This is a genomic window from Bacillus sp. FG16 (assembly GCF_057809515.1).
The window spans coordinates 1-3,154 of sequence record NZ_JBMDKC010000203.1 but is presented as its reverse complement, the minus strand read 5'-3'; the positions used below and the strand labels follow the sequence as shown (position 1 = coordinate 3,154).

Annotated in this window: 2 protein-coding genes and 1 pseudogene; 1 reads left to right on the top strand and 2 read right to left on the bottom strand. The window is 34.3% G+C overall.

Going from position 1 to position 3,154, the window contains the following annotated elements; genetic code table 11:
* The first annotated feature begins 149 nt into the window (after window positions 1–149).
* A complete protein-coding gene (gene tnpC / locus ACODS7_RS31485) occupies window positions 150–1,568 on the top strand; it encodes an IS66 family transposase (RefSeq protein WP_373371791.1) in 1,419 nt (472 codons plus the stop codon).
* A 97-nt stretch (window positions 1,569–1,665) separates the two neighbouring features.
* Here tnpC and ACODS7_RS31480 read toward each other — a convergent pair whose 3' ends face one another.
* Window positions 1,666–1,971, bottom strand: coding sequence for a response regulator aspartate phosphatase (locus tag ACODS7_RS31480; RefSeq protein ID WP_243168960.1), 306 nt, complete (start codon window positions 1,969–1,971; stop codon window positions 1,666–1,668).
* A 446-nt stretch (window positions 1,972–2,417) separates the two neighbouring features.
* Window positions 2,418–3,154 (bottom strand): annotated as a pseudogene (locus ACODS7_RS31475) (hypothetical protein); the annotation flags it as partial.

Sequence of the window (3,154 nt, the reverse complement as noted above, 5' to 3'; positions counted from 1 at the left end):
TCATAGTGTTTCTTTGCATCGCTGTAATTTCCTACTTCCGTAGCATAAATAAATGGTAACTACTCAGCTTCCTCACGGAGGCTTTTTTGCATCTACTAGTCTGATATGTACTTTTTGTGTGAATACTAGATATATCAAACAAGGAGGTGATGATCGTGTTGAAAAAACAAGAAATTCTAGCTGTCTATCAAAAAGGACCACAGGCTATTTGCGATTTCGTTCATGATTTAGAAAATCAAATACGGGATTTAAAAGGACGCATAGAAGAATTAGAAAATCGTTCTAAAAAAAACTCCAAAAATAGTCATACCCCTCCATCTACAGATGGTTTGCGTAAACCTGTGACAAAAAGTTTACGCAAATCATCCCAGCGTCCAACCGGTGGCCAGTTGGGCCATAAAGGACATACTCTCGGTTTGACAACGACTCCGGACCATACGATTATCTATTCTCCTACGCATTGCACTTGTTGCAATACGTCCTTACACCAAGAACCTGTAAAAGGATACCGTATACGCCAAGTATATGACTTACCACCTATCCAGATAGAAGTAACAGAGCATAAAGTAGAACAAAAAGAATGCCCACATTGCCATTTTATCCAAGAATCGGAATTTCCTTCTACTGTCACGCGTCCGGTTCAATATGGGCCAAATATAAAAAGACTTGTTCCTTATTTGACGCAATATCAGTGTCTTTCTTTAAAACGGACAAAAGAATTCTTTCAAGATTGTTTTAGTCATTCGATTAGTGAAGGAACGTTAGTCAATCATACACAATCCTTTGCTTCTCAATTGCAGCCCTTTCTCCAAGAAGTAAAAGACAAGATTCTGCAGTCTGCGGTTGTCCATTTTGATGAAACAGGTATGCGAGTAGCAGGTAAAACACAATGGGTACATACTGCGAGTACACCAGAGATGACACTACAACATATTCATGAAAAACGTGGAAAAGAAGCGATGGATGCGGGTGAGATTTTGCCTTCTTTTTCTGGAATTGCGATGCATGATGGTTGGAAATCATATGATGTGTTTACAGATTGTCGACACGTTTTATGTAATGCCCATCTCTTACGAGATCTGCAAGGAATTATAGATAGTACCGGAGAAAAATGGGCCAAACACATGCAGGAGTTTCTCCAGCACGCTTTACATCAAAAAAAACAATACAAAGGAATTCTGCCAAAAGTAGAACAAAAGAAGCTGGTTACGACTTATCAATCCATATTGAAAGAAAAGGAGTTGCTTTCTTCAGATTCAAAAAAGAAAAGAAAACAGACGCCTGCTCAAAATTTATGGAATCGCTTCGTCAAATATGATGACAGAATTCTAGCATTCTTAGAACATCCAGACATTCCATTTGATAACAATCAAGCGGAACGAGATATTCGAATGACGAAAGTGAAACAGAAAGTATCTGGGACTTTCCGAAGTAAGGAAGGCGCAGAATCTTTTTGTCAGATACGAAGCTTTATGAGTACGATGAAAAAACAAAAACAATCTGTCTTACAAGCGATTGGTCAGGTGATAGAAACCGGAACGGTTCCTTGGAATCTCACAACTTCATAAGAGAATTTCTCTATTGAATCTAGAGTCTTTCCCTTCTTGAAGTTGTTTCTTTTTTATGTTTTCGAATAGGAAACATGTATTTGGTATGCCTTGTTTCTTAACTAAGCTGAGTAGTTACAATAAATGTAAAGAAATGATAATAATACTTTAAAACAGCATCCATTTTATCCAAATTCCCCAAACTAATTAAACCTTGTTCGAAGTTACCCGTCAGCATCTTATATCTAAAATCTAATAGTGAATAATACATAAGAATGTCTTGGCTTTCTTCCATCTTATCAATCTTACTATCAATATCTTTTTTTAATTGACCTGCTTTAAATACGTGTTGTACACGCATTTCTTGATACCAATCCTGTAATAATTTTGTGATTTCTTCCTTAGAAACTACTTGTACGCTCATCATATCCCCTTCTGGGTGTTTTTGCCCGAATCCCCGAAAAGGGGGAATTAGCTATATTTATGCATCATGTCAAAAAGTACACTTTATGACATAGTTAAAAATCTAGCTTTTTTCATTTCAAAAATACAACTTAATCGTATTTGAAACATGTCAACATAGTTGTCTATGTTTTGAAACACATATTTTACGAGTAACGAAAAATCCTTATAAATAAGGGTTTTTCACACCGTTTTTTCTTATTCCCCCTTTTCGAGGGGATGGGCAAAAATACCCCTTCTCGATTTTGTTTTTTTAAAATATTCAAATAAATATTATCATGTAATTATAAATATAGAAATTAGACGCCTTAATTTCTCAACACAGTTGCGAAAATTCCTATATTTTTGTAGATTAGTTGCAATCTCACATCAATCTCCGTTGCTTTCATAAAGCATATAAATTTCATTTTACTTTTTTGCTAATGTATAAATGCTTAACATATGAAAGTAGTACTCTTCATGAGAAGATGTATTTATTTTCTTTTTGTAAAACAAAATCCATTTTCTTGAAAAATATGGTTTTTTACTAATTTTAACGCCCTCTTCTTTTAATTCTCGAAATACCGATAACCAATATTGAAAATGATTTTTTCCTTCCTGATAAAACGTAGGGTAAACTACATCCTCCAAAACTGTAATAAGCTGATGATTATTAGAAAATATAGCAATAGTCTGTTTAGAACTATTGTATTCAGCCACAAAACCTAATTCCCCAATAATGCTTTCTAATTGATGTAACTGTTCCCTAAATAATTTTTGTTCTTTTTCCAGATTACCATTAGACTTATACACTTCAATTCTAGCCATCATGTAATCAATGTTTAAAACTTTTGCTATAACACTCCGATGTGTTCCGCCCTCTTCCACATAATAGACATCTAAATCTTCATAGTAATTAAAAACAACGTCTGCATTTTTTCTTATTATCAAATCTTTAAATTGTTGGATACCATCCTGTTGAATCCTTTTTAAATTTTGTGTAGTTCTATTCAAACCATATAACTGGTTTAACCAATTTCCCTCACTTCTTTTCGTATTCGCAACTCCCATAAATTTTTCCATTGGAACTAAAACATATTTTTCTGTATCTCCTGTATTTCCTTCTGCAAACCACCGTTTTAATGGTAATGGTGGTACATTTGTTT